Origin of the sequence: Arthrobacter sp. YN (assembly GCF_002224285.1) — a bacterium.
In the GTDB taxonomy this organism is placed as follows: Bacteria; Actinomycetota; Actinomycetes; order Actinomycetales; family Micrococcaceae; genus Arthrobacter.
The window spans coordinates 956,114-981,214 of the sequence record NZ_CP022436.1 but is presented as its reverse complement, the minus strand read 5'-3'; the positions used below and the strand labels follow the sequence as shown (position 1 = coordinate 981,214).

The window sequence follows — 25,101 nt, the reverse complement described above, 5'->3', positions numbered from 1 at the left end:
ATCGCGATTTGATTACTTGCCTGCTGAGGGCCGGATTACTTGGGCCGCTCACGTGCTGGAACGCTGTTCCGGAGCCGCCTTCACGGCGGGTGGACTACGTGAATAAGTCGCATGGACCGGCTGTTATTCCGCCCGCTTGGCATACTGGGACGGAGACAACTGGAGGTTCTATCGTGCGCGTGGCACTCGCCCAAGTCATCACCGGCCGGGATCTGGCCGACAATCTGCGGCTCCTGGAGGAATACGCCCGTCTGGCGAAAGGCGGCGGCGCCGAACTGGTGGTCTTCCCCGAAGCCATGATGCGCGCGTTCGGGAACTCACTGCTGGACATCGCCGAACCTCTTGATGGCCCCTGGGCCGGCCGGGTGCGCGCCCTTGCCGACAAACTGCAGCTGGTGATCGTGGCCGGGATGTTCACCCCCGGCGCTCCTTCGGATTCTGGGGCGCGACGCGTGCGGAACACGCTGCTGGCCACCGGCCCTGGCGTCGAGACGAGCTACGACAAGATCCACCTCTTTGACGCGTTCGGCTTCGCTGAGTCGGACACCGTTGAGGCGGGTACAGACCCCGTAACGTTCGACGCCGGCGGCCTCACCTTCGGTTTGGCCACCTGCTACGACATCCGTTTCCCTGCCTTGTTCACGGCCAACGCCGATCGCGGCGCCGTGGTGAACATCGTCTCGGCGTCCTGGGGGTCCGGGCCGGGCAAAGCCGAGCAGTGGCAACTTCTTGCCCGCGCCCGCGCCGTGGACACCACCACGTTCGTGCTCGCGTGCGGCCAGGGCGATCCCGCCACTCAGGGCGTTGAGCCTAAAGGTGCCGCGCCCACAGGGGTGGGGTACTCCGCCGTCGTATCCCCGTTCGGCCAGGTCCTGGAGGCCCTCGACGGCGAACCCGGCCTGATCTTCCACGACCTGGACCCCGCCGTGGTGGAGGAAGCCCGCCAAAAACTCCCTGTGCTGGTCAACCGCCGCGACTTCTGACTCCCCCACGGATCCTCTCTCACATCCCGAGCCCTTCCGGCCGATCCTCTCTCACATCCCTAGGGCTCGGAGTGAAGGAAAGCACGCTGGGGTACTGGGACCAGCACCGAAAGTAAGTGGCCCCGAAGAATTCAGAGCGTTCGGCTCAAAGCCGAGGGATGTGAGAGAACGTGCCGTTCAAGCCCGAGGGATGTGAGAGAACGTGCCGTTCAAGCCCGAGGGAAGTGATAGAGCGTTGCACTCCAGGCGCACGAAAGGCGGCGTGGCCGTCATCCGGAAGCGTGCGTCCAAGCGAGGAACGAGCGAGCACGCGGAGGATGACGGCAACGCCGCCTTTCCAAGGACTACTTGGCGGAGCGCTGCCTCGACACTTCGTACAGCGAGATGCCGACGGCCATGGATGCGTTGAGCGACTCCATGGCAGAGTCGATCGGGATCGAGACGATCTGGTCGCAGTTTTCGCGGACGAGCCGGCTGAGGCCCTTGCCTTCGGAGCCGACCACGATGCAGACAGGCTCGGTGGCAACGGTGAGGTCGGGCAGCGAGACGTCGCCGTCGCCGTCCAGGCCCAGGACGTAGATGCCCATGTTCTTGAACTGCTTGAGCGCGTTGTTGAGGTTCGACGCGCGGGCCACAGGTACGCGGACAGCGGCACCGGCGCTGGTCTTCCACGCGGACGCCGTGACGCCCACGGAGCGACGCTCGGGAACGATCACGCCGTGGCCACTGAACGCGGACACGGAGCGGATGATCGCACCGAGGTTACGGGGGTCGGTGATGCCGTCCAGGGCAAACGAAGATGGGGGCGTTGGAGATGTGCCCCTTCTTCCACTTGGCCAGGGTTGTCTCTGCGAGGTCGTAGGCGTCCTCGTACTCGTACGGCGGGATCTGCAGGACGAGGCCCTGGTGGACAGCGTCCTCGGTCATGCGGTCCAGCTCAACCTTGCCGGTTTCGAGCAAGGGGATGCCACGCTCAGCCGCGAGTTTGAGGGATTCCTTGACGCGGTCGTCCATCTCGATGCGGATAGCCACGTGCAGTGCCTTGGCCGGGATGCCGGCTCGGAGGGCTTCGACCACCGAGTTACGGCCGGTGACCAGCTCTTCGGTTGCACGTCCCTTGGGGCCGGAGCGTGCACCGGCGCCACCGGGGCGGGTGCCCGGTCCGCGCTTGGCAGCTGAGCGTTCAGCCAGCTGCTTGTTCTTGTATGCCTTGTGGTAGGTGCGTTCCTCCGCCTTGGGCGTGGGACCCTTGCCCTCCAGGGCCTTGCGGCCGTGGCCACCGGTTCCGGTGGTGGGGCCCTTCTTCTGCTTGACCGACCGGCGACCATTGTTGGCCATGAGATTCCATCCTTGATTTTGTGAGTAAGTCTGGAATCAAGTCTACTGACCCGATGCAATTCGGGCGGCGCGGCCGTTTGTCAGTCGCGTTTGAGGCTCCAGGTGGCCCCGTCCGCACCATCTTCGACGACGACGCCCGCGGCGGCCAAGGTGTCGCGGATCGCGTCGGATGCGGCCCAGTCCTTGTTGGCCCTGGCCGCAGCCCGGGCCGCGAGTTGAGCGTCAATCAACACTTCCAATGCGGCATGCTCGCGTCCCTGCACAGCTTCCGGACGCTTGACCGCATCAAGGCCAAGAACTTCGGTCATGGAGAGCACGCTGTAGAGGGCAGCCTTGGCGTCGTCGAGGTCGCCGGAGGCCAGCGCGGTGTTGCCCGCGCGCACGGTCTCGTGGAGCACACCCAGCGCCTGCGGAACATTCAGGTCGTCGTCCATGGCAGCAATGAAGGCCGCCGGCATGTTGGCCTGCGGTGCTACCTCAGCGGCTGAGCCGCCGCTGATCCTGGCCGACGCTTTGGCAATGAAACCGTCAATACGCTCGACGGCGGCAGCGGCCTCCTGCAGAGAGGTGGGCCGGTAATCCAGGATGGAGCGATAGTGCGCCTGGCCCAGGTAGTAGCGGACCACCCGGGGCGATGCGAGCTCCAGCATTTCGGCCGGGCTCACCGTGTTGCCGATGGACTTGGACATCTTTTCGCCCTCGAAGGTGACCATGCCGTTGTGCATCCAGAAGTTGGCGAACTCGTCGCCGGCAGCTTGGGACTGGGCCATCTCGTTCTCGTGGTGCGGGAAGCGAAGGTCCAGTCCCCCACCGTGGATATCAAACCGCGGGCCAAGGTATTTGGTGACCATGGCCGAGCATTCGAGGTGCCAGCCGGGACGTCCGGCACCCCACGGGGAATCCCACTTGGCGGTGACGGGTTCGCCCGCTTTGAAACCCTTCCACAGCGCGAAGTCCCGCGGGTCGCGCTTGCCGCGAGGGTCGGCGTCGGGCGCGCCCTGCATGTCATCGATATTCTGACGCGTCAGCGAGCCGTACTTGCTCCAGGAGCGGACGTCGAAGTAGACATCGCCGGAATCGTCCAGCGCGGGGTAGGCATGGCCGCGGTCAATGAGGCGCTGGATGAGCGCGTGCATTTCCGGGATGTGGCCGGTGGCACGGGGCTCGTAGGTTGGCCGCTGGACTCCCAGGGAGTCGTAGGCGTCCTCGAACTCCTGCTCGTAGCGGTAGGCCAGCGCCCACCATTCTTCAGCTTGGCGCGCGCTGGGTTCAGCGTCCCAGTCCGGTCCGAAGGACTGGGCAGATTTGGCAAGGATTTTGTCGTCGATGTCGGTGACGTTCCGCACCACAGTGACGCGGAGGCCGCGGAATTCAAGCCAGCGGGTCAGCTGGTCGAAGGCAATGGCCGACCTGACGTGGCCCACGTGCGGCATTCCCTGGACAGTGGCCCCGCAGTAGTAGACGCTGGCCTTGCCGTCTTCGAGGGGAACGAAGTCGCGGACTTCGGCGGAGGCGGTGTCATAGAAGCGCAGGGTCACCGCTCCAGATTAGCCGATGACGCGCCATGACCTGCCTACTTGCAGTATTCGCCGATCTTATTGAACTGGACCGTGAGCTTCTCCTGCTGGTCCTTGGTTGCTGCGCCGAGCGATGAAGCCGCCGCTTCATCCATGATCGCCGCCATGTCCTTGATCGGATTGCCGATCTCCGGAGCCAGCTTGTCAGCGATCTCGTGATAGTGCGCGGCGATCTGTTTGGACTGCTGCTGTTGGTTGCCATCGGGCTTGAAGGTGTCGTTGTTCAGGAACTCGCAACTGGCCGCCACGTCCATCTTTGGTGTCCCGGCACAACCGCCCAGCAGGAAGACCGCGGCAAGGCCTGCGGACAGCGCCAGTGCGGAACGCACGACGCCGGCACATGACTTAGGCATGTGGCGCACCTTTCGCGGGGCCCGGCTCGGACGCCGTTACCTTATGCCCGGTGACCGGGTACACAAGGGCGGTGGCAACAGCGGAAATTCCTTCGCCCCGGCCGGTGAAGCCGAGACCGTCGCTGGTAGTTGCCGTGACGCTGACCGGAGCGCCCGCGGCCTCGGTCAGGACCCTCTGGGATTCTCCCCGGCGGGGACCGAACTTGGGACGGTTGGCCACGAACTGCACCGCAACGTTGCCGATCTCGAAGCCGGCCGCGCGAACGATGCGGGCAGCTTCACCCAGGAGTTTGACTCCGGAGGCACCGGCGAACTCGGGCCGGTCCGTACCGAAGTGCGTGCCGAGGTCCCCGATCCCGCAGGCGGAGAAGAGCGCGTCGGCTGCTGCGTGGGCCACGCAATCGCCGTCCGAATGCCCTGAGAGTCCCTGCTCGCCTTCCCAGAAGAGCCCGCCCAACCAGAGAGGCTGGGGATCGTCATCGGGGGCGAACGCGTGTACGTCTATACCAATGCCGGTGCGGGGCAGGATCATGTCCTGGCTCAACGTCATCAGCCCTCCACCCAGCGAATCCCCAGCGGACCTTCCAGGAGGCCTTCAGCGATGATGAGATCCAGCGGAGTGGTGATCTTGAGGGACTGGCTGGCCCCGCGGACGGAGTGGACCGGAACGCCCAGCAGCTCCACCAGCATGGCGTCGTCCGTCACGGCTGCGGCTTGCTTGTCGTCAAAGAGTCCAGCAGCCCCGTGGGCTCGGCGCAGGGTGGCCAGCTCGAAGCCTTGCGGCGTCTGCACGGCCCTGAGGTGTTCTCGCGGCGCCGTTCCCGTGACGACCTCCGGTGCAATGGACGAGTCCGTTCCCGTGGTCTCGGCGACGGTCTTGATGGTGTCCACCACCGGCATGGCCGGAATGACAGCTTTAGCGCCGGAGGCCAGAGCGTCGGCTACGCGCTGGAAGACGCGCTCCGGGGCCAAGGCACGGGCAGCATCGTGCACGAGGACGAATTCCGTACCGTCTTCCAAAGCAGCCAAAGCAGCCCGGACGGAATCCGCACGGGATGATCCGCCGTCGACCACTGAGATTTCCGGGCCGCCATCCACCAGGTCAATGGTGAAATCGGCGATCAGCTCGCGGAGCTCCGTGTCGCCTTGAGGCACTGCAATGCAGATCTGGCGGGCGACGTCCGCCGCGACCACCCCACGGAGGGCATGCATCAGAATGGCTTCGCCGCCCAGCGGAACCTGGGCTTTGGGCATGCCGTAGCCGAGGCGCTCACCGGAACCGGCGGCAACCACGATCACGGCCGTAACGGCGCGCTTGGAAGGATTACTCATGGTCACCAGAGTACTTTGTGGCAAAAAGAAACCCGGCGGCGCTTTCGCACCACCGGGGCTCAATTCTTAGGAAGCCAAGACCTCGTCAAGAACGCTTGCAGCCTTCTCTTCGTCTGTCTTCTCAGCCAGGGCCAGTTCTGAAATCAGAATCTGCCGCGCCTTGGCCAGCATCCGCTTCTCGCCTGCGGAAAGGCCGCGATCGTGATCACGACGCCAAAGATCGCGAACGACCTCCGCCACCTTGATGACATCGCCTGAAGCAAGCTTCTCCAGGTTCGCCTTGTAACGACGTGACCAGTTGGTAGGCTCTTCAGTGAACTCGGCGCGGAGAACGTCAAAAACGTGCTCCAAGCCTTCTTTGCCCACTACGTCCCGGACCCCAACAAGGTCAACGTTCTCTGCTGGAACTTCAATGGTCAGATCACCCTGGGCCACCTTGAGCTTGAGATACATCTTCTCTTCGCCCTTGATGGTGCGCATCTTGATTTCCTCAATTTTTGCTGCACCGTGGTGAGGGTAAACTACTGTCTCGCCGACCTCAAAAACCATGTGGACTTTCCCCTTTCCCGCAGATTAGTCTATCACGTTTAAGGCATACGACTGGCACCCAGCAGGCCGTTCTACCGCGCCAATACAGGGAAAAAGGCCTTAAACGACTTCCTCCAAGGTCTTGACGTAATCCGGTAAAGATGCTTTGAGCAAGCAACGTGCGACCAAGATCTCCTCCGCCGCCGTCGCCATAATGGCCTCCCGAATCCTTATTTTGGCGGGTTTGCCGATAGGCTATGGCTGAAAAGTGTTCCAATGACTCTTGAGGAGTAGGTGTCGTGCGCAATACTGCGATGAACCCTGTCCAGCGCGGCAAGCTGGCAATTGCGGCGGCTGCAATCGGCGTCGGTCTTCTGTCCGTCACCGGCTGCGGATTCGTCAACGCCCAGCAGACTACCCACCAGTACTCGGCATCGGACGGGATCAAAGCTGATCTCGGTCAGTTGCAGTTGCGCAACATCCTGATTGTTGCCTCCGGTGAGAACGAGCCCGGCCGCGTGATCGGCGCCGTCTTCAACCAGTCCAGCACTGATGCGACGCTCACCGTCAGCGGCGCGAACGGCGCCCAGACGGAGATCCCGGTCAAGGCCAATTCGGAAACGTTGTTGAACGACACCACGGACGCCGCCATTCTGAGCACCGCAGGCGTGATCCCCGGTGGACTGACTCCGGTCACCATCCGCAGCGGGTCGGACTCCGCCACGATCAACGTTCCGGTGGTCGATGGCACGCTGGCTGAGTACACCAAGTACCTGCCCACCACGCCGACTCCCACGGCAACGCCGACGTCGACCTCGACGTCCACCGAATCCGCAGCAGCCGGCCACTAGCAGGCAGCACGCTGCAAGCCGTACAACAAAGGAAGGGTCCCGCCGAGGCGGGACCCTTCCTTTTGTCATTACCGCAGCTATTGCAGCGAAATCTTTACGGCTCGAACTTGTAACCGAGTCCACGCACCGTCACCAGATAGCGGGGTGCAGAGGGATCGGGCTCGATCTTGCTGCGGAGGCGTTTCACGTGAACGTCCAGAGTCTTGGTGTCTCCAACGTAATCCGAACCCCACACACGATCTATCAACTGGCCGCGCGTCAGCACGCGGCCCGAGTTGCGGAGCAGCATCTCCAACAGTTCGAACTCCTTCAACGGCAGTGATACTTGTTCGCCGTTGACGCTGACCACGTGCCGCTCAATGTCCATGCGGACAGGACCAGCCTGCACAGTGGACGTGATGAGCTCCTCCGGCTCGCCCTGTCGGCGCAGGACTGCACGGACGCGGGCCACCAGCTCACGGGAGGAGTAGGGCTTGGTGACGTAGTCGTCGGCGCCGAGTTCCAGGCCAACCACCTTGTCGATCTCCGAGTCCTTGGCCGTGAGCATGATGACGGGCACACTGGAACGCTGGCGCAACTGACGGCACACCTCCGTTCCCGGAGTTCCTGGCAGTTGCAGGTCCAGGAGGACCAGGTCTGCACCGTTCCGGTCGAACTCCACCAAGGCATCGCTGCCGTTGTCCACTACCTCGACGTCAAAGCCCTCTTTGCCCAGGAGATAGGACAGAGGGTCGCTGAAGGACTCTTCGTCCTCCACAATCAAAATCCGGCTCAAGCGCTGGCTCCTTGCTCTTGGGCGCCGCTGGCGCCCCCTTGTTGACCCGCGATATGGGGCTGTTGACCCGCGATAGGGGTTTGTTGAATCGTATTGTTGGCTTTGTTAACCGCCCGGTGGGGTTCGACGGCGGCAGCAGGCACCTTGCGTTCCCCGGACGCGTCCGCTGTGGCAGCGGGAGCCGGCAGGGCGCCGTCGTCCTCCTGGCCTTCCATCTCCGGCAGGCGGATGGTGAACGTGGACCCCTGGCCGGGCTGGGACCAGACGGTCACCTCGCCGCCATGGTTGGAGACCACATGCTTGACGATGCTCAGGCCAAGCCCGGTGCCGCCTGTGTGCCGCGATCGTGCGGCGTCAACGCGGTAGAAGCGTTCAAAAACGCGTTCCTGGTCCTCGGGTGTCAGGCCCTCGCCCTGGTCCGTCACGGAGATGGCGACGACGCCTTCCCGGGTTCGGATGCCCACTCCCACCCGGGTGTTTTCGGGTGAGTAGCGGATGGCGTTGTCGATCAGGTTGCGCAGCGCAGTCACCAGCAGGTCGCGGTCGCCGAAGACCAGTGAGTCTGAATGGCCGCCCACCACAATCTGGATGTTCTTGCTCTCCGCCGGCAGCTGCGAGCGGTCCACTGCCTCGGTGATCACGGTGTTGATGTCCACCGCGTGCCCTTGCTGGGCGACGTTGGCACCCTGCAGGCGGGAAAGTTCAATGATGTCCTGCACCAGGGCTGCGAGCCGGCCGGATTCCTTGTGCATGCGCTTGGCGAAGCGGCGTACGGCTTCCTCGTCATCCGGCGAGGCTTCCAGAGCTTCAGCCAGGAGGGAGATGGCGCCGACGGGAGTCTTGAGCTCGTGGGACACGTTGGCCACGAAGTCGTTGCGGATCTCTTCGGTGCGGGTGATTTCCGTGCGGTCGTCCGCGAGGAGCACGATGTATTCCTGGCCCAGCATGGCGGCCCGCACCTGCACCACGATGGTTCCCTTGCCCAAAGGACCACGGGGAAGCTCGTACTGCTTCTCCAGGATCACACCGTCGCGGCGGACTTTGGCAGTCATGTCCAGGAGCTGCTTGTGCACCACTGTGTGACCGCGGACCAGGCCGTAGGCATACGCAGCGGGACTCGCGCGCACCACGCCGTCGATCACGTCCACCACAACAAACGCACGCCCGACGACGGCCAGCACTTCCGCAGCTCCGTCAGGAAGGCGGGGCTCAGTAACGTCCAGGTCCACAATGCTCCGCTGCCGCTCACTGATCCTGAACGCGAGCATGCCAAAGACGCCCAACGACAGGCCAACGAGGCCGGCGACGACACCTATGAGCAATGGATCCACGGCTCCAGCTTATGCTGTGGAAAGACGGACAAGCATTGATCCGGCGCCAAACGCGGACGGTTCAACTAACGTTCATCTAAAGGTGCCGAACAGTTCACTGGCTCCTGACACAGTTACTGGTTGGACTGCCAATGGTTTTGAAGTCCGGCCCGCATCAAGGGAACCGGATTTCCAAAGAAAGGACGCCTTAGTGCGCAAGGTTTTTCAGGAGGAGCTCACCCAGGTAGGTGACGACCTCATCGAGATCTCCAAGCTGGTTCACGAAGCTATCACGAAGGCCACAACGTCCTTCGAAGGCGCCGACGTGGATCTTGCCCAGGACGTCATCGCGGCGGATGCACGGATCGACTTCCTGCAGAACAGCCTCGACGAGCGCGCCATCGACATCCTTGCCTTGCAGGGTCCCGTGGCCAGCGACCTCCGCATGATCGTGGGTTCGCTGCGCATGAGTGCGTCGCTGGAACGCATGGGTGACCTCGCCCGACACGTAGCCCAGCTGGCGCGCCTGCGCTACCCGGCCACTGTGATCCCCGCTTCGCTGACCCAGACCTTCAAGGCCATGGCGCAGCACGACATCGAAATCACCTCCAAGGTCATCGAGCTCCTTGAGACCCGCGACCTCGAGGTAGCCCGCGACATCCTCAAGATCAACATCGCCGTGGACGACCTCCACCTCAGCGTCTTCAAGGCCATCGCCGCCCCTGAGTGGAGCGAGAGCGCATCCACCACCGTGGACGTCGCCTTGGCCAGCCGCTACTTCGAGCGCTTCGCTGATCACGGCGTCTCCGTAGCCCGCAAGGTCACCTACCTGGTGACGGGCGAATGGCAGCCTGAAGGCTTCTAGCCCTTTTTATACCGCAGAAACAACGACGGCGGCCGGTCACCTCAGGTGACCGGCCGCCGTCGTGTAGTGCTCAAGCGTTATTTTTTGCCCTGGTTGGCTACCGCGAGGATGGCCTGGGCTGCGGCGTCGGGATCCAGGTAGGTTCCGCCGGGGTTGATGGGCTGGAAGTCCTCGTCCAGTTCATAGACCAGCGGGATGCCCGTGGGGATGTTCAGCCCGGCGATGGCGTCGTCGCTGATGCCGTCCAGGTGCTTCACAAGGGCACGCAGGGAGTTGCCGTGCGCGGTGACCAGGACGGTCTTGCCGGCTTTGAGGTCTTCCTTGATGTCCGACTCCCAGTAAGGGAGCAGACGTACCAGGACGTCCTTGAGGCACTCGGTGCGCGGCAGTGCGTCACCAAGATCCTTGTAGCGGACATCGTGTGCCTGGGAGAATTCGCTGTCGTCGGACAGGGGCGGCGGCGGGGTGTCATAGCTGCGGCGCCATTCCATGAACTGCTCTTCACCGAACTCGGCAAGGGTCTGGGCCTTGTCCTTGCCCTGCAACGCGCCGTAGTGGCGTTCGTTCAGGCGCCAGTCGCGCTTGACCGGGATCCAGCCGCGGTTGGCCTTATCCAGTGCCATGTTGGCGGTGTTGATGGCACGCTTCAGGAGCGAGGTGTAGAGGACGTCCGGCAGGATGTCGTTCTCCACCAGGAGCTCTCCACCGCGGACTGCTTCTTCGCGGCCTTGATCGTTCAGGTCTACGTCCACCCAACCGGTGAACAGGTTCTTGGCGTTCCAGTCGCTGTGGCCATGGCGCAGCAGAATCAGCTTGTAAGTCATGGTTTTCATCCTAGCCGAGCGGCTCCATTGCCTGCCCGGCATTACGTCCGCGCGAGATAAAGTGGGGGCCGTGGTGCAAAAAGCGGAACGGGTGGGCTCTCCCCGCAGTCGGGGCGGCAACCTGCCAGGCAAACCGATCGGCAACATCACCCGCGGCACCACGAATCCCAACCGCATGCGCCGCCTGGACCGTTGGCTTGCCGGGCCTCAGGCGTGGAGGCTGCGCGCCGCCGTCGAGCCCCTGGTGGTGGACCTGGGGTATGGCGCTTCGCCGACCACCGCCGTCGAGCTTTTTGAACGCCTGCAGTCCGTACGGCCGGATGTACGCGTCTGTGGGATCGAGATTGAACCGGAGCGTGTCAGGACCGCCAAAGCACTGGAGCGGCCCGGCCTGAGCTTCCACGTTGGGGGCTTCGAGGTTCCCGTGCCCGGAAATCCGGTGCTGGTCCGCGCCTTCAATGTGCTGCGCCAGTACGAGGAAGCCGACGTTGCCGGGATTTGGAAGCTGGTGCAGTCGCGGCTGGCGCCGGGTGGCCTGTTCATTGACGGCACGTGTGATGAGATCGGCCGCCGGGTGACGTGGGTGGCCTTGGATTCCGAGCGCCCGTTGAGCCTCAGTTTCTCGGTACGGTTCGGCAGTTTCGAGCTGCCGTCGGAGATCGCTGAGCGGCTGCCAAAAGCCCTGATTCACCGGAACGTTCCCGGCGAACCGATTCACGCATTCCTGCAGGCGATGGACAAGGCCTGGCTGGAGGCGGCACCTCTGGCGTCGTTCGGAAACCGGCAGAGGTGGACAGGCATGTGCCGTTCACTGCGCGACGCCGGATGGCCGCTTCAGGACGGACCGGCGCGGTGGCGCCTCGGTGAAGTGACAGTGGCGTGGGACGCGGTGGCGCCCCGGTAGCGCTTACCAGGGACCGTAGGGTCCGACGTTGCGGTTGCCGCCGCTGCCGGCCTCGCGCAGGGCGGGACGGACATCGGCCAGGTACACGCAGGCCGCGGTGACTGCAGCGATGCCGAAGAGGCCCAAGCCGCTTCCGCCGGTGAAGACCGTCAGTGCGCCGATGGCGAAAGCAATGCCGGTGAGCGCAGTCCAGAACGTCTTGGTCCGCTTGGAAGCGGCCACGAAGAGCGTCGGGCGGTGGCGCAGGCAGTCAGCGAAGGCCCACACTTCCAAGGCAAGGGCTACCAAGCCAAGGATGAAGTACACCGCATTGGTGACAATCGCGATCAAGAATTTTCCGTCCACGCCCTTTAGCCTAGCCGTCCAGCGACTTCAGCGCTTGCTCAAGGTCGGACCAGAGGTCTTCCACGTTTTCGATTCCGACGCTCAAGCGGACCAGGTTCTCCGGAACGCTGAGCGGCTCGGCTGTGTGCCGGCGTCGGCGTTCGATCAGTGACTCGACCCCGCCCAGCGACGTTGCGGGCAGCCAGAGCTGCAGCGCGCGGACCAGCTCATCGGCTGCGTCGGCACCGTTGCGGTGTTCGTCTCCGGCGATCTGGATGCACAGGATGGAGCCGAAGCCCTTCATCTGTACCTTGGCGCGCTCGTGTCCGGGATCGGTGGGGAGGCCCGGGTAGCGGATGGTTTCCACCCGGGGGTGGCTGCTGAGGCGTTCGGCGAGAATTGCCGCGGACGCCTGCGAGCGCTCAATCCGCAGCGCCAGCGTGCGCAGGCCGCGCAACGCCAGCCATGCTTCGAACGGGCCTGCGATTCCACCGTGGATGATGCGGTGGTGCAGCAGGGTGGCACGCAACTCCGGGTTGGAGGTCACCAGGGCGCCAAGGACGACGTCCGAATGCCCGGCCAGGTATTTGGTCACCGAGTGAAGTACGACGTCGGACCCCAGGCTGAGTGGCTGCTGCACCAGCGGCGTGGAGAAAGTGTTGTCCGTGACCACGATTGCGCCCACTGCGTGCGCGGCATCGGTCAGTGCACGGATGTCGGCGATGCCGAGCATGGGGTTGGTGGGGCTCTCCAGCCAGAGGAGATCGGCCTTCTTGCCGTTGTCCGGGCTGATGAGGGCCTTCACGGCGTCCGTGTCCGTGATGTCTACGGTGCGCAGCTCCAGGAAACCCTTTTCTGCCAACTCCGTGGCCATCACCAGGGACCCCGCGTAGCTGTGGGACGGCATGACAACGACGCCGCCGGCAGGTACCAGGGAGAGTGCGGAACTGACGGCTGCGAGACCGGAGGCGTACAGCAGGCCCGGGAGGGTGGCGCCTTCCAACTTGGCGAGTGCGTCTTCGAACGGGTCCCACGTGGGGTTGGCGTACCGTCCGTAGCCGCGGTCCCCGTCGCCTAAGGAACCTGTGCCGAAGTATGTGGAGGACAGGACGATGGGCGGATTCACCGGCTCATCGTGGGCCCGTTCGGGGCGGCCGGCAGCAACTACAACGGTTTCCGGAGACAAATCGGCGGCATGCTGATCGGAAAGGCTCATGGTTTCAGCGTAGTCGCGGGCAAGGCTGTGGATGAAAGGCGTTACGCGTCTTGATGTCAGTGAAGCTCGGTAGGCTAGACGCGTGAGTATTCAGAGCCCAGGTCTTTTTATCGCCTTCGAAGGCGGGGACGGAGCGGGCAAGTCCACGCAGGCCGCCCGGCTCTCTGACGCCCTCCAGTCGCGGGGACTTTCCGTGCTGCGCACACGGGAACCCGGCGGCACCCCCATTGGCGAGAAATTGCGTTCCCTGGTCTTGGACCATGGGCACGGCACCATCGATGCCCGCACGGAAGCGCTCATGTTTGCTGCAGCCCGCGCCGCCCATGCGAGCCAGGTGATCCGCCCTGCCTTGGCTGAGGGAACGGTGGTCATCACTGACCGCTACATCGACTCGTCGGTGGCCTATCAGGGTGCCGGACGCGGCTTGGGTGCCGAGGGCGTCTTGACGCTCAACCAATGGGCCACCGACGGCCTGCGCCCGGACCTGACCGTACTGCTCGACGTCGACCCCTCAGATGGCCGCCGGCGGCGGACTGCCGGGGACGCCACGGAGGACAGGCTGGAGTCCGAGCCTGATGCGTTCCACGCCGCCATCCGCCATGCTTTCCTGGAACTCGCCGAGGCCACACCGTCGAGCTACCTGGTCCTGCCGGCCAATTCCGACATTGAGACCCTCGCCGCTCAGATCCTTGAACGCGTGGAATCTTTGCTGCGTGACCGCATTCCGGGCGACCGTCCGTGAGTGTCTGGGACGACCTCCAAGGGCAGGCGCCCGTTGTAGCGCAATTGAAGCAGGCGGCGCAGGGTGAAACCGGCCTCACCCATGCGTGGCTGTTCACCGGGCCGCCGGGATCCGGCCGCTCCAATGCGGCCAAGGCCTTCGCGGCAGCGCTGAACTGCGAGCAGGACGACGTTGCCCTTCGCGGTTGCGGTGAATGCGCGGCCTGCCACACGATTCTCGGCGAGACCCACTCTGATGTGACCTTCGTGCGGACCGAGAAAGTCACCATCACCATCGACGAGGCCCGTGCACTGGTGTCCAAAGCGGGCGACAGGCCGGCGACTGGCCGGTGGCGGATCATCGTGGTGGAGGACGCAGACCGCATGGCCGAGCGGACCACCAACGTGCTGTTGAAGGCGATCGAGGAACCCACGCCCCGCACCATCTGGATGTTGTGTGCCCCCTCCCCCGCCGACGTCCTGGTCACCATCCGTTCCCGGTGCCGTCCGGTGAGCCTTCGGCTTCCGCCGGCATCCGACGTCGCCGATCTCCTGGTGAGGCGCGACGGCGTCGAACGCCAACTCGCTGACCGCGCCGCACGCGCTGCGCAAAGCCATATCGGTATTGCCCGGCGGCTGGCACGCGATGCCGATGCCAGGCAACGCCGCCTGGATACCGTACGGATCCCCCTTGGCCTTCGGGGCGTCACAGCCGCGGTGATGATGGCCGAGAAGCTGGTGAAAATCGCCACTGAAGAAGCCAACAGCTCCAATGACGAGCGCGATGCGGCGGAGAAAATCGCCCTGTTGGCAAGCCTCGGCGCCCCCGAGTCCGGCACGCTGCCGCCCTCCATGCGCAGCCAGGTCAAACAGCTTGAGGACGACCAGAAAAGGCGGGCCAAGCGGTCCATCACCGACTCCCTGGACCGTACACTGACAGATCTGCTGTCCTTCTACAGGGACGTGCTGATCATCCAGTTGGGGAACGCTGTGGAACTGGTCAACGTTGAGCTCAAGAGCGAACTGGAAGACTACGCCGGCAGTTCAACCCCGGAAACCACCCTGGCCCGGATGGACGCCATCAACAAAGCCCGTGTCCGAATCACCACCACCAACGTGGCTCCCCTGTTGGCGGTCGAGTCCATGGCCACGAGCCTCATCCAGCAATAGGAGAACCCATGACGTCCGCACCCCACCGGCCCGCCGGTGCCCCTTCAAGGGACCGGTCCGCCCAGCGTGGGGCCCGTCGCGGCTTCGTGGCTACCTGTGTTGCCGTAGCTGCCGCGCTGGTGCTGAGCGCCTGCACTGTGCCGTTCCTGCCGGCACCCACGGCCAAGCCGTCCACCAGCACCGTGGATCCCTCCATAGCAGCCTCGGCCCCAAGGGCCTGGAGAAGTTCTACTCGCAGCCGGTGGAGTGGAGTTCTTGCGAGAACGGCTTCCAGTGCGGCAAAGTCCAGGTGCCCAAGGACTACGCCAACCCCGGGGCCGGCGACATCACGCTCTCCGTCATCAAGTTGCCCAGCACCGGCAACAAGCAGGGATCAATCCTGGTCAACCCCGGTGGCCCCGGCGGCTCCGGGGTGGATTACATCAAGGATGCAGGCAACACCAACTTCACCGAAAAACTGAAGAACAACTACGATCTCGTGGGGTTTGATCCCCGCGGCGTGAAACGCTCCGCTCCCGTCACCTGCATGACCGACGCCGAACGTGATGCTGCCCGCGAAAAAGTGTTCCGGAAGAACACCGACGAAGGACTGGAAGCCGCACTGGCCTTCAACAAATCATTCGCCGAGCAGTGCTCAGAGCAGACCGGGGATGTCCTGGGGCACATTGATACCGTCAGCGCGGCCAAGGACCTGGATGTCCTTCGCGCCGTGGTCAACGACGCCAAGCTCAACTACCTGGGCTTCTCCTACGGCACCTTCCTTGGATCCACTTATGCTGCCCTCTTCCCGGACAACGTGGGCCGTCTGGTACTGGATGGTGCCGTGGATCCGTCCATCAGCAACGAGGAACTGACAGCCGGACAAGCACGGGCCTTCGAACGGGCGATCCGCACCTACGTGGCCAGTTGCCAGGGCCAGAACCAGTGCCCGCTCAGCGGATCCGTAGAGAACGGCGTCCAGGAGATCAGGGACCTCATCAACGCCGTGGACCAGAACCCCCAGACCGCCAAGGACGGCCGTTTGGTGACCAGCAATGACTTCGTCAACGGACTGATCCTGCCGCTGTACAACGACCAAAGCTGGCCCGCCCTGACCCAGGCCTTGGAGAGCGCCTTCTCCGGGGACGTGTCCCAAATGATGCGGCTTGCCGATCTTGGGGCCGACCGTGAGGCCAACGGCAGCTACAGCTCCAACTCCGCCTTCGCGTTCCAGGCCATCAACTGCCTGGACTACCCCATGGTCACCGACACCGCGGGTATGCGGGCCGAGGAAGCCCGCCTGATCCAGGACTCCCCCACCTTCGGTTCGTTCTTTGCCTACGGCGGAGTCAACTGCAAGGACTGGCCGTACAAGAACACCCGTACGCCTGCACCCGTTGAATACAACGGGTCCGCTCCCATCGTGGTGGTGGGCACCACCGGCGACCCCGCCACTCCCCTGGAGTGGTCCCAGTCGCTGCGCAAGCAGTTGGAAAACGCCTCACTGGTCACCTGGGAAGGTGAGGGCCACACAGCCTACGGCCGCTCGAACTCCTGCGTCAGCACCGCCGTCGACGAGTACTTTGTTGACGGAAAGCTGCCGCAGGACGGCCTGAAGTGCTAGAGGTGCCTGGCTTCGCGCTTCTCCACCAGCAGTGGGAGTTGCTTGATGGAATCCACCACAACGGTGGCACCGGCTGCGCGTAGCGTCGCCTCCGAATGCGAGCCCGTCAGCACCCCGGCGATGAGGGACGCGCCTGAGCGGATGCCCGACAACATGTCCGAGCTCGTATCGCCCACCACCGCTACCTCGCGCACGTCGTCAAGGTCCAGGGCGAGCACGGCAGTCAGGATCATGTCCGGGTAAGGCCGGCCACGTCCGGCATCGGCAGGGCACAAGCTGAGGTCGGCCAAACCCATCCAGCCCAGGGATTCCAGCACCATGTTCTGCGTATGGCGGCCGAAGCCGGTGGCCAGGCACACCTGCATGCCGGATTCACGCATCCACAGGATGGCGTCCTCCGCGCCCGGAATGGCGCGGACGCCGCCGTCGTCGATCATTTCGTCGTACGCCTTCTCGAAGACCTTGTTGGCGCTGGCAGCCACCTCCGCGTCCTCAAAGAGGTGGCTGAACACGGTCATTTTCGAAAAGCCCATGGTGTCCCGGGCATAGCCCAACATGCTCTCGAATTTACTGCCGTCGGGTTCAATGCCGTGCTCTACCAGCGCCCGGGACATGGCCCGTTCCGTGCGGCCATCATCGGTGATGGTGGTGCCCACCATGTCCACCACCGCCAGCCTCAGCCGGTTGGAAGTGTGGCTGGCGTCCCTGGTCAATGCGTCCCCGGTCATTGAGCGGCTCCTTTGGCTTGTCTGTGTGGCGGGTGTACCTCGCCACAGTTGATTCCCCAGCTTCCGGCGGCAGGGAAACGCCCGCCTGAACCCGGCCCGACGCAGGGGTGAACATCCCCGCAACGGCCGCCACCGCGCTCGTTTTGACCCGGGTACGGTGCCTCTATTACAGTTATGTCTTGCGTGATCGCCCGGGAAACCGGCGATGAACGCGGTGCTTCCTTAGCTCAGTCGGTAGAGCGTTTCACTCGTAATGAAAAGGTCATCAGTTCGATTCTGATAGGAAGCTCAGAGAAAAACCCCGCTGGTTCATTGAACCAGCGGGGTTTTTGCATGTTAAGTCCGGGACTGAGCCGCCCAGCTCAATGGTGGAAATATCGAGCATTTCCCCAAATTCTCGAAATGTTCGAGATATAGGACATTTCGCGTACTGAGCCGTAGTCACACAGCAGGTCCTTGCCGTGAAACCGGGCGTCACCAGTGGAACCATCGTTCGCCTTGAAGCCGGCGGAGCACTCTCCATGAACGTGGCCATGCAGGCCATCATGGCGGTGGGCCGTGACGTGGCCATCCTAGGGGGCTTGGGGTCTTCTCAACTCACGGTTCGGCGTCCAGCCCAGGGGCAAGGGACCACGGCGGGACGGTGACGAGGTCAAGGGCCTTCACGAGTCTGATGCTAGCCCAGCCGGGACATCAGCACAGCGACGGCGGCCGCGACTCCCCCGGCCAGCGAACCTTCCAGCTCGGGTGCGAAGAACGGCGAGTGGTTGACGGGGATTGGGCCTTCAATCCCCGAGGCAGGGGTACCGCCGAACATCCAGAACACGGACGGCACTCCGATCGCGGTACCCAAGTGCCCGAAGTCTTCGCTGCCCATCATCGGCGGAGTGATTTCCACTGCCTCAGTCCCCAGCGCCAGCCGCAGTGCCTCGATGACGGGAGGGACGGCGTCGGGATCGTTGAAGCACTGCGGGAAGCCGTACATTTCCTCGATGACCGGCGCGGGCGCCCCCGACGCAGCGGCCTCGGCCTCGATGATGCGGCGAACGGCAGAGAGGACCTGGCCGCGGACGTCGTCGTCGAAGGTGCGGATGTTGAGCGTGAACTCGGCCGAGGCCGGGATGATGTTCTCCTTGAGTCCCGCGTGGAATGTCCCCACGGTGACGACGGCGGACTTCCGCGGATCCAGCTCACGGGACACGATCCCCTGGAGCCTGGTGACCATGTGCGCGGCCATGACGATGGGATCGATGGAATCCTGCGGCTGGGAGCCATGCGACTGCTGGCCATGAACGGTAACCCGCAGCGAATCTGCCATGGCGGCCACAGGGCCGCTGGAAATCGCCACAGTGCCCACCGGCCGAGGCATGACATGCTGCCCGAAGACCACCTCCGGCCGCGGCGCCTTGTCCCACAGTCCGTCGTCGAGCATGGCGAGCGCGCCGGCGGCAGTCTCCTCGCCGGGCTGGAAAATCAGTACCAGCGTTCCGGACCAAGCATCCGGATTGCCGGCCAGCACCTCGGCGGCACCCAGCAGGCTGGCCACATGGGTGTCATGGCCACAGCCGTGCATCACCGGGACCGTGGTGCCATCAGGAAGGGTGCCGGTATCCGTGCTGGCATAGTCCAGCCCGGTGGCTTCCTCGATGGGAAGGCCATCCGAGTCGGCACGGAACGCCACCACGGGCCCGTCACCGTTCCGCAGGATGCCCACCACGCCCGTCCCGCCGCACCGGAAGTGCTCGAACCCGAGCCCATCCAGTTGTTCCTCGATGAGCGCGGCCGTGGCGAACTCCTGCATGGACAGTTCCGGATGTGCGTGAAGGTGCCGGTACAAGGAGTGAAGTTTGGCGGTTTGTTGGGCGTCGAGGTGGAGGGCTGTGGCGGTGTGGGTCATGGGCCTGTCTTCCTGGTGATTGTGGGGGGCTTGGGGCGCTGGAGAGTGCTATTCGATGTGGATCGGCTTCGCTTCGGTGATGGTGGTCTTACCACGGAAGAACCATGCCAGCAGGATGGTGCCCAGCACGGCGATAGCGGTTGACACCATGGCGAGCGACGGCGCCAGGGGCAGCACAACAAACACGACGACGGCCGAGACGACCAGCGCGAACACCGTGGTGCGGGGCTGCTTCATGGACACGATGGCCTGCACCAGCACTGCGCCAAGAACGGCGGGCAGCACGTACAGGCGGGTCACCATCAGCACCGACGGCGGGATCACGCTGATCAGCCAACTCCCTAGAAGCCCTACGAAGATCGCAAGCGAGATCAGGTGGACTGCCGCGGCACCGCAGATGGCGACGACGGCGGCCAACTCGGCGCGCTTGCTGCCCGGCTTGGCACCGATATTGGTTTGCGCGATCAAAGCGGCAGGAAGGAGCTTGTTGGAGATGTTGCCGATCATGAACGCTTGGTACATCGCGGCGGGACCGAGGATCGGGTAGTACGTGAGTGGCTCCACGATCCAGATGATGCCGAAGGTGGCGGCCACGGCAGCGAAGGCGATCCAGAGCTGTGCGGGGCCTATGTCCAGGCCACTGGCGAAGACGAGAAACAGCGGACCGGCTACGGAGATCAGCAGGCCACAGATCATGGTGATCTGACCCCAGCGGGACGTGGTGCGGCTGAAGTCAGCCATGGCGGAGTTGGTGGTGGTGATGGGAGCGGAAGTAGTGGAAGACATACGGGGTGTTCCTTTCGTGCTCAAAGACAGGGGCTGGGAGTGGGGATCAGGCACCGACGGCGAGGTAGGCAGCACCCAGCCCAATGACGATGGAGAAGCCGAGCCCCCACTCGCGCAGCCAGCTCTTGCCGAGCTTCTTGGCCAGCAGCAGACACAACCCCATGACTGCGGCGGAGATGAGGAAGGACACCACGTGAACGCCGGACTTGGGGAGTTCGGTGAAGCCAAGACAGGAGAAGGCTCCGATCAGGGCAGCCGCTGGGACGATGGCCATGGCCGCAGGGTTCACGGAGCGGATCTTGGCATCACCCTTGCGGAGCAGCGGAGTCAGGATCAGGGTGGCGAGCATCCACATGGCACCGCCGATACTCATGGCGAAGAACGCGACGGCGAAGACACTCTGCGTGTAGCTGGCGTCGCCCAGCTTCGCGCCCATGGAGCCTGCAGCGATGCCGGCCGCGGAGACGTCGTACGCAGCGGAACCGATCAAACCAATCCTGGAAAGCACAGCCGGGGCACCGAAGAGGCCCAGCAGGGCGATGGCTACGAGTGATACGGCCAAGGATGGTCCGATTGCGGAGACGGCACCGGAACGGAACGAGATCTTGATGTCCTGCGGACTCATCTCAACGGATGGTGCTGCGCGTCGGGCCGCCTTCATGAAGATCACGGACTGGAGGATGATGACGCCGAAGACGCCGGCCACGCAGATCCACAGGACGGGATTGTTGGCGATAGCCATGATGTCGGTCGAATCGGTGGGAGCGAACGGTTGCAGTGCCAGGGGTTGGTGCATGGAAACCTCCGGGTGTGAGCCCCTCAGTCCGCGGCCGGACGACGCTGTGCGGCATGTGGTGCTGTGGGGCAAACCAATACCCAGTAACCAGATCGGCCATGGGGTTACCAACACCATTTACTATGAGCCGGATCACACACAACAGCTGACGGAATCAGCCGGGATCTTGGCCGAATCCGTCACAGCTTGCTTTCGCCGGGTTCGGACTTCCGCGACCAGGTGTGACGGGGCACACTTCAAGCAGTAGACATCCAGCAAAGGAGCACCATGCCTGACACCATTGGCGAGCTGTCCGCCGTCGAACTTTCCGCGGCGATCCGGGAGAAGAAGATCTCTGCCCGCGAAGCCCTGGCCGACCACCTGGAGCGCATCGCTGACGTGAACCCGGTGATCAACGCAGTGGTGACCCTCGATGCCGAAGGGGCCCAGGCCCTGGCCCAGCGCGCGGACCAACTGACGGCTTCGGGGGCAGACCTTCCGCCCCTGCACGGCGTGCCCATGACGCACAAAGACACCAACAACACCGCCGGGATGCGCACCACCCAGGGCTCGCTCGCCTTGCGTGACTTTGTTCCCGACGCCGATGACCTCATTATCGCCCGGCTAAAGGCGGCCGGGGTTGTCAGCACCGGAAAGTCGAACGTTCCCGAGTTTGGCGCCGGATCCCACACGTTCAACGACCTCTTCGGGACCACCACCAACCCGTACGCTCCCACCCTCAGCGCCGGCGGCAGCAGCGGCGGGGTGGCCGCCGTCGTCGCTTCCCGCGTCCAAAGCATCGGCGACGGCAGCGACATGGGCGGCTCGCTCCGCATCCCGGCATCATTCTGCAACGTGGTGGGTTTCAGGCCGTCGACGGCGGTGATCCCCATGCCGTCCGATGTCAACGCCTACGCGTGGCTGGGCAGGACCGGGCCCATGGCACGGAGCGTGGAGGACATTGCCCTGTTCATGTCCGTGACGGCCGGCAAGGACCCTCGAGTGCCCCATCCGGAAGGGCTTGATCCGGAGGTCTTCCGAACTGGCCTTGAGTCCGACATGCGCGGGGTTCGGATTGGCTGGTCACGGGACTTTGGCATCGGGGTGCCGGTGGACCCTGAAATCCTGGAACATCTGGAACGGCAGCTCGCGGTCTTCGAAGGCCTCGGCGCGATCGTGGAGGAAGCCACCCCCGATTTCAGCGAGGCCGACCTGGTGTTCGGCAACACCCGGGCCGTGGACTTCGCCGCAGGGCTGGGCCCCATCCTGGAGCGCGCTGGAGACGTCATCAAACCGGAAGTGCACTGGAACGTCCAAAAGGGTTTCGACCTCACCGCGCGCGACCTGATCGAGACAGCCGCGGCCCGCACTCGCCTGGAACGCAGCGTCCAGTCATTCTTTGGGCGCTACGACCTCTTCGCCAGCCCCTGCGCCCAGGTCCTCCCCTTCGACGCCGCATTGCGCTTTCCCACGGACATTGCCGGTGTTCCTTCCGAGACCTACCTCGACTGGATGCGTTCAGCCTGCCTGTTGTCCGCCACAGGGCTGCCAGTGCTTAGCGTCCCGGCTGGCTTCAGCTCCGCAGGCCTCCCCATCGGCCTGCAGCTCGCCGGCAACCATTACACGGACATGCAGTTGCTCCGTTACGGCCGCGCCTTCGAGCAGCAGACCGGCTACGCCGCGATCGCCCCTGTTTTTTCAGCGGCCGGCGAGGCCCTCACTACCGTGCGCGCATGACCCGCCCGCCACGCTTTCGGGCGTCCAGCAGAATGGACACATCCACAGTGACCGCGTGCTGCGCCCACTCCGAGTCCGTGATGAAGCGGTAGAGGGCTGACATGTCCTCCACCGTGACATCGGCCATGATCTGGTAATTGCCGGCGATCGCCGCCGCATAACGGACAGTGGGTAGCTCCGCCAGGCTCTTGCCGACCTGTTCAACGTGCTGTGGGGAGGCCCGGATCCAAAGCAGTGCCTCGACGTTCAAGCCAAAGGATGCCGGCTCAACGATGGCGCGTAAGTGGACCTGGTTGTTGGCCAGCAGCCATTCAGTGCGGCGCCGTGCTGTTGCTTCAGAAACACCTACCCGGCGACCCAGCGCTTCAAAACTCATCCTGCCATCGGCGCAGAGTGCATCCACGAGCTCATGGTCCTGTCGGCTCAAATCCTGCCGCGGCACCAGGATGCCGGAGTCCGGGGTGAGACTGGACCGGAGCGCGTCCGCCTTGTCGCTGGTGAGGATTTCCGGCCGCCATCCCCGGATGGTGCGGAAGTAACGCAGCACGGGGTAGCTGGTGGAATCTCGCAGACCGATAGTGGCGGGCAACTCGTCAGAGAGGACATCGGCCATGCGCGCTGGCTCGGTGAGGATCTCTGCCACGCAGTCTCCGGTACCCGTGGTGGTGTAGACAAAGGTGGTGTCCGGCCTCTGCCCCAGAGCGTGGGCCGCGGCCCGCACTGTGCCGGGCAGGCATCTCATCTCCACCAGCACCACTGCTGGACGGGGCCGGATGCCCACGACAGCGACGGCTCCGGACTCCACGAGTTGTGAACCCCGGCGCGCGACAGTTCGTTCTGCCTCGCCAAGGACCGCCGCCATCTTCCGCCAAGGGCAGCGCGGATCCAGTTGGAGCGCGGCAACGATCTGCCGCTCCAATGCGTCAAACACCACCATGCACGCTCCGTCCTCCATCTGCGGGGGTTTGCTCAATTTCACCACGGACGGAGGTGCGTTGCGTCACGACGGCGGATGCCGGCGTCGTGCCTTAACGGCAGGTGCCCCGCCCCCAAGGAGGGGACGGGGCACCAAGGTCAGGCTTGGGACTTAAGCGAAGTCGGAGACTGCCGGGTCCGGTCCGATGCGACCTTCGGCGCCGCGGTCCAAGCCGTTGATGGCCTGGATATCGGTGGCGTCCAGTGTGACGTTGAGCGCCGCGAAGTTCTCCTGGATGCGGGACTCGGTGACGGACTTGGGAATGACCACGTTGCCGATGGCCAGGTGCCAGGCGATGACCACCTGCGCGGGCGTGGCATCGTGCTTGGCGGCGATCTCAGCGACCGTGGCGCTTTCAAGCAGTTCGCCACCCTGGCCCAGTGGGGACCAGGCCTGGGTCAGGATGCCCTTGGAGGCGTTGAATTCGCGAAGGTCAGCCTGGTTGAAGAACGGGTGCAGTTCCACCTGGTTGATGGCCGGAACAACCCCCGTTTCATCGATGATGTGCTGCAGGCCTTCCTTGGTGAAGTTGGAGACACCAATGGACTTGACGCGGCCACGCTTCTTGAGCTCGATCAGCGCCTTCCAGGTGTCAACGTACTTCTCCTGCTTGGGCTGCTGCCAGTGAATCAGGTAGAGATCCAGGGTCTCGAGGCCGAGGCGGTCCATGGACTCCTCGAAGGCTGCGAGCGTGGATTCGTAGCCCTGGTCTGCGTTCCAGAGCTTGGTGGTGATGAAGATTTCGTCGGCGGAAAGGCCGGAGGAGGCGATGGCACGGCCGACGCCTGCCTCGTTGCCGTAGATCTTGGCGGTATCGATGTGGCGGAAGCCGGCTTCAAAAGCCTGGCGCACCACCTTTTCGGCTACATCGTCTTCAACTTGCCACACCCCGTAGCCGAGCTGGGGGATGGTGTTGCCGTCGTTGAAAGTAAGTGTTGGTGACGAAGTCATGTTTGCCATACTGCCAGCAAGAACCTGTGAAAAGCCCGGAATGTTACGGAGATCAGCTATGCGCTTAACTTTTTGTGAAGGAGGAATAAAGGCGCACGCTTGTAGTTGCGCACGCCTTGCATCTCTCCCCCGGCCCGTCAGGCTCCGAGCTGACGCTCCGCATCAGCCACTTGCTCGAAGACGGACTCCGAGCGCCGCCTCACAGAGAGTGCCCCCACAGGAACCGGGCCGACGGCCAACCTCAACATAGCGGCCGCCTCCGCAGTGGTCGCAAGGGAATTTCCAGCCTTGGACAACGCGCGATGCACCCCTGCCAGCGCCCCCGGAACATCCAGGCCGTCGCTTGGGGAGCGTCTTTGCGCCTCGACGCAAATGGTCCTCACGCGCGGAGACAACTCGGCAAGCTCATTGGCGATCTGCACAAGCTCGTTGTAGAGCTGGTCATCGTCAACGCCCTCAAGAACTTGGTGGTACCGGTCCAGGCCACGGTGGAAACGGTCGTGGGCGCGTCGCCACAACCCCTTACCGAGCTCCAGATCGTCTTTCCGTCCTTGGCGGACGGCCCCAAAGAAACCCAC

Annotated in this window: 26 protein-coding genes, 1 tRNA gene and 2 pseudogenes; 10 read left to right on the top strand and 19 right to left on the bottom strand. The window is 63.9% G+C overall.

The genetic code is table 11. The features are described 5' to 3' along the window. The first annotated feature begins 173 nt into the window (after positions 1–173). Complete coding sequence (locus tag CGK93_RS04585) at positions 174–983, top strand: carbon-nitrogen hydrolase family protein (RefSeq protein WP_089593793.1); 810 nt, start codon at positions 174–176, stop codon at positions 981–983. A 344-nt stretch (positions 984–1,327) separates the two neighbouring features. Here CGK93_RS04585 and rlmB read toward each other — a convergent pair. From rlmB to CGK93_RS04555, 6 genes and pseudogenes are all read right to left on the bottom strand, one after another. Then, a pseudogene (rlmB, locus tag CGK93_RS04580) lies at positions 1,328–2,321 on the bottom strand (23S rRNA (guanosine(2251)-2'-O)-methyltransferase RlmB). Positions 2,322–2,401: 80 nt separating this feature from the next. Beyond that, positions 2,402–3,859, bottom strand: a complete 1,458-nt coding sequence (gene cysS, locus CGK93_RS04575; RefSeq protein ID WP_089593792.1) for a cysteine--tRNA ligase — start codon at positions 3,857–3,859, stop codon at positions 2,402–2,404. Between the two features lie 35 nt (positions 3,860–3,894). Beyond that, on the bottom strand, positions 3,895–4,251 hold the full coding sequence (locus tag CGK93_RS04570; protein WP_089593791.1) for a hypothetical protein: 357 nt from the start codon (positions 4,249–4,251) through the stop codon (positions 3,895–3,897). After that, positions 4,244–4,801, bottom strand: a complete 558-nt coding sequence (gene ispF, locus CGK93_RS04565; RefSeq protein WP_089593790.1) for a 2-C-methyl-D-erythritol 2,4-cyclodiphosphate synthase — start codon at positions 4,799–4,801, stop codon at positions 4,244–4,246. Before ispF ends, CGK93_RS04570 begins: the two co-directional genes overlap by 8 nt. Beyond that, complete coding sequence (ispD, locus tag CGK93_RS04560) at positions 4,801–5,583, bottom strand: 2-C-methyl-D-erythritol 4-phosphate cytidylyltransferase (RefSeq protein WP_198318347.1); 783 nt, start codon at positions 5,581–5,583, stop codon at positions 4,801–4,803. The genes ispF and ispD overlap by 1 nt, the downstream gene beginning before the upstream one ends. Before the next feature lie 66 nt (positions 5,584–5,649). Then, positions 5,650–6,132 (bottom strand): CarD family transcriptional regulator, encoded by a 483-nt coding sequence (locus CGK93_RS04555; RefSeq protein ID WP_011690592.1) that lies wholly within the window; start codon positions 6,130–6,132, stop codon positions 5,650–5,652. Between the two features lie 293 nt (positions 6,133–6,425). Here CGK93_RS04555 and CGK93_RS04550 point away from each other — a divergent pair, with 293 nt between their 5' ends. Then, positions 6,426–6,962 (top strand): hypothetical protein, encoded by a 537-nt coding sequence (locus CGK93_RS04550; protein WP_089593788.1) that lies wholly within the window; start codon positions 6,426–6,428, stop codon positions 6,960–6,962. 94 nt (positions 6,963–7,056) lie between these two features. Here CGK93_RS04550 and CGK93_RS04545 read toward each other — a convergent pair whose 3' ends face one another. Continuing rightward, positions 7,057–7,737 (bottom strand): response regulator transcription factor, encoded by a 681-nt coding sequence (locus tag CGK93_RS04545; RefSeq protein WP_020608526.1) that lies wholly within the window; start codon positions 7,735–7,737, stop codon positions 7,057–7,059. Beyond that, positions 7,734–9,059, bottom strand: coding sequence for a sensor histidine kinase (locus CGK93_RS04540; RefSeq protein ID WP_232481628.1), 1,326 nt, complete (start codon positions 9,057–9,059; stop codon positions 7,734–7,736). Before CGK93_RS04540 ends, CGK93_RS04545 begins: the two co-directional genes overlap by 4 nt. Positions 9,060–9,258: 199 nt before the next feature. Between CGK93_RS04540 and phoU the strand changes: the two genes are divergently transcribed. Beyond that, positions 9,259–9,912 (top strand): phosphate signaling complex protein PhoU, encoded by a 654-nt coding sequence (phoU, locus tag CGK93_RS04535; RefSeq protein WP_089593786.1) that lies wholly within the window; start codon positions 9,259–9,261, stop codon positions 9,910–9,912. A gap of 77 nt (positions 9,913–9,989) precedes the next feature. Here phoU and CGK93_RS04530 read toward each other — a convergent pair whose 3' ends face one another. Further along, a complete protein-coding gene (locus tag CGK93_RS04530) occupies positions 9,990–10,736 on the bottom strand; it encodes a phosphoglyceromutase (protein WP_089597194.1) in 747 nt (248 codons plus the stop codon). A 70-nt stretch (positions 10,737–10,806) separates the two neighbouring features. Between CGK93_RS04530 and CGK93_RS04525 the strand changes: the two genes are divergently transcribed. Beyond that, a complete protein-coding gene (locus tag CGK93_RS04525; protein WP_198318444.1) occupies positions 10,807–11,640 on the top strand; it encodes a class I SAM-dependent methyltransferase in 834 nt (277 codons plus the stop codon). Between the two features lie 3 nt (positions 11,641–11,643). Here the strand turns inward: CGK93_RS04525 and CGK93_RS04520 are convergent, their stop codons facing one another. Beyond that, on the bottom strand, positions 11,644–11,985 hold the full coding sequence (locus CGK93_RS04520) for a DUF2516 family protein (protein ID WP_089593784.1): 342 nt from the start codon (positions 11,983–11,985) through the stop codon (positions 11,644–11,646). A 10-nt stretch (positions 11,986–11,995) separates the two neighbouring features. Next, on the bottom strand, positions 11,996–13,180 hold the full coding sequence (locus CGK93_RS04515) for a trans-sulfuration enzyme family protein (protein ID WP_089593783.1): 1,185 nt from the start codon (positions 13,178–13,180) through the stop codon (positions 11,996–11,998). 82 nt (positions 13,181–13,262) lie between these two features. Between CGK93_RS04515 and tmk the strand changes: the two genes are divergently transcribed. Together tmk and CGK93_RS04505 are read left to right on the top strand one after the other, a co-directional pair. After that, positions 13,263–13,922, top strand: a complete 660-nt coding sequence (tmk, locus tag CGK93_RS04510) for a dTMP kinase (protein WP_089593782.1) — start codon at positions 13,263–13,265, stop codon at positions 13,920–13,922. Then, positions 13,919–15,070 (top strand): DNA polymerase III subunit delta', encoded by a 1,152-nt coding sequence (locus tag CGK93_RS04505; RefSeq protein ID WP_089593781.1) that lies wholly within the window; start codon positions 13,919–13,921, stop codon positions 15,068–15,070. Before tmk ends, CGK93_RS04505 begins: the two co-directional genes overlap by 4 nt. On the opposite strand, the gene CGK93_RS23995 is transcribed toward CGK93_RS04505, so the two are convergent. Next, positions 15,057–15,266, bottom strand: a complete 210-nt coding sequence (locus CGK93_RS23995; protein WP_232481687.1) for a hypothetical protein — start codon at positions 15,264–15,266, stop codon at positions 15,057–15,059. The genes CGK93_RS04505 and CGK93_RS23995 overlap by 14 nt on opposite strands. Here CGK93_RS23995 and CGK93_RS04500 point away from each other — a divergent pair. Next, positions 15,190–16,673: pseudogene (locus CGK93_RS04500) on the top strand (alpha/beta hydrolase). The gene CGK93_RS23995 and the pseudogene CGK93_RS04500 overlap by 77 nt on opposite strands. Here the strand turns inward: CGK93_RS04500 and CGK93_RS04495 are convergent. Beyond that, positions 16,670–17,401 carry an HAD family hydrolase gene (locus CGK93_RS04495; protein ID WP_089593780.1) on the bottom strand — a complete coding sequence of 244 codons (732 nt, stop codon included), beginning with the start codon at positions 17,399–17,401 and terminating at the stop codon, positions 16,670–16,672. The pseudogene CGK93_RS04500 and the gene CGK93_RS04495 overlap by 4 nt on opposite strands. 216 nt (positions 17,402–17,617) lie before the next feature. Between CGK93_RS04495 and CGK93_RS04490 the strand changes: the two genes are divergently transcribed. Both CGK93_RS04490 and CGK93_RS04485 read left to right on the top strand, forming a co-directional pair. Continuing rightward, positions 17,618–17,690 (top strand) — tRNA-Thr (locus CGK93_RS04490). A 172-nt stretch (positions 17,691–17,862) separates the two neighbouring features. Beyond that, positions 17,863–18,048, top strand: coding sequence for a hypothetical protein (locus tag CGK93_RS04485; RefSeq protein WP_089593779.1), 186 nt, complete (start codon positions 17,863–17,865; stop codon positions 18,046–18,048). A 29-nt stretch (positions 18,049–18,077) separates the two neighbouring features. Here CGK93_RS04485 and CGK93_RS04480 read toward each other — a convergent pair whose 3' ends face one another. The 3 genes from CGK93_RS04480 to CGK93_RS04470 are packed head-to-tail and all read right to left on the bottom strand — an operon-like array spanning position 18,078 to position 20,880. Then, complete coding sequence (locus CGK93_RS04480; protein ID WP_089593778.1) at positions 18,078–19,298, bottom strand: amidohydrolase; 1,221 nt, start codon at positions 19,296–19,298, stop codon at positions 18,078–18,080. Between the two features lie 48 nt (positions 19,299–19,346). Beyond that, positions 19,347–20,084: a hypothetical protein gene (locus CGK93_RS04475; RefSeq protein WP_089593777.1), complete on the bottom strand. Its 738-nt coding sequence runs from the start codon at positions 20,082–20,084 to the stop codon at positions 19,347–19,349. Between the two features lie 46 nt (positions 20,085–20,130). Beyond that, positions 20,131–20,880, bottom strand: coding sequence for a DUF5058 family protein (locus CGK93_RS04470; protein WP_089593776.1), 750 nt, complete (start codon positions 20,878–20,880; stop codon positions 20,131–20,133). 267 nt (positions 20,881–21,147) lie between these two features. Here CGK93_RS04470 and CGK93_RS04465 point away from each other — a divergent pair, with 267 nt between their 5' ends. Then, positions 21,148–22,596 carry an amidase family protein gene (locus CGK93_RS04465; RefSeq protein ID WP_089593775.1) on the top strand — a complete coding sequence of 483 codons (1,449 nt, stop codon included), beginning with the start codon at positions 21,148–21,150 and terminating at the stop codon, positions 22,594–22,596. Here CGK93_RS04465 and CGK93_RS04460 read toward each other — a convergent pair. The 3 genes from CGK93_RS04460 to CGK93_RS04450 all read right to left on the bottom strand — a co-directional run bounded on the left by CGK93_RS04460 (position 22,580) and on the right by CGK93_RS04450 (position 25,101). Next, entirely contained in the window at positions 22,580–23,533 is a 954-nt protein-coding gene (locus tag CGK93_RS04460) for an Lrp/AsnC family transcriptional regulator (protein ID WP_089597193.1), read from the bottom strand. The two genes, CGK93_RS04465 and CGK93_RS04460, sit on opposite strands and share 17 nt — an antisense overlap. Before the next feature lie 150 nt (positions 23,534–23,683). Continuing rightward, positions 23,684–24,523 (bottom strand): aldo/keto reductase, encoded by an 840-nt coding sequence (locus CGK93_RS04455; protein WP_089593774.1) that lies wholly within the window; start codon positions 24,521–24,523, stop codon positions 23,684–23,686. A gap of 137 nt (positions 24,524–24,660) precedes the next feature. After that, positions 24,661–25,101, bottom strand: a complete 441-nt coding sequence (locus CGK93_RS04450; RefSeq protein ID WP_089593773.1) for a hypothetical protein — start codon at positions 25,099–25,101, stop codon at positions 24,661–24,663.